Annotated in this window: 2 rRNA genes; both read right to left on the bottom strand. The window is 62.8% G+C overall.

Going from position 1 to position 973, the window contains the following annotated elements:
• Positions 1–80: ribosomal RNA gene (locus ABGB08_RS54680) — 23S ribosomal RNA — on the bottom strand; the annotation flags it as partial.
• Between the two features lie 776 nt (positions 81–856).
• Positions 857–973, bottom strand: a 16S ribosomal RNA gene (locus ABGB08_RS54675); the annotation flags it as partial.

Below are 973 nucleotides of genomic sequence, written 5' to 3'. Positions count from 1 at the left end.
CGAGGCTTAACGCAGCCTCCCACGTCCTTCATCGGCTCCTGATGCCAAGGCATCCACCGTGTGCCCTAAAAAACTTGGCCACAAAGATGCTCGCGTCCACTATGCAATTCACAAACAACAAACAGCCAACCGATCCCACCCGCCACCAGACCACCAGCCGATTGCCGGGGAACCCCACCCACCCTTGTGATCACCTGAACCTGCGGCTCAGACACGCCGAGCTCACGCTCGACCCGCCGAGCCTGACAGCTCGACATCCACAAGGACAGTCAATGCGATCCCACCAACAGGCACCGGGAACCCCACCCAGCCCTTGCGATCAGACGAACCTACGGCTCAACCCTCACAAAGACCAACGGCGGAATCCCACCAGCCGCTGACGCGGTATGACAGAAGACCAGTCCCGTCCAGAAGAAACAACCAAACCCCAAGACCCGAACCCCACCGCCACCCACCAGCCGGCCATCGACTTACCGAACCCACCCGCCACAACCGGGCAGGTGATCGGAAAGCCGGCCGACCACGAGCGTCCGCGATCGATCCGGTCCCAAGGCCCCCAACACACGGGCCGCCACAAACGCAGCGGCCCGAACGTGCCAGACGGTCCGTTCCCTCAGGACCCAACAGTGTGCCCAACCCAGCCAAACCCCCGACCCAGACGTTCCCACTCCCCGACACCCCCCTCCGTGAAGAAGGGGAAACCAAGACGGTACTAGCCCGGCGGCGATCCAACCGAACCGAATAGCCAGTGCTCCACTAATGAGCAAGCCGCGCACCAGACATCCGCTGATGACCGCGACATGGACCACAACACCCAGAAGCCCTGCTCCTGAACGCCGTGGCCGGTGCTCCTTAGAAAGGAGGTGATCCAGCCGCACCTTCCGGTACGGCTACCTTGTTACGACTTCGTCCCAATCGCCAGCCCCACCTTCGACCGCTCCCCCCCACAAGTGGGTTGGGCCACGGGCTTCGG

Source organism: Acrocarpospora sp. B8E8 (genome assembly GCF_039871605.1).
Taxonomy (GTDB): Bacteria; Actinomycetota; Actinomycetes; order Streptosporangiales; family Streptosporangiaceae; genus Acrocarpospora; species Acrocarpospora macrocephala.
Note: the sequence above shows the minus strand (reverse complement) of the source record. Positions and strands in the feature narration are given on the sequence as shown.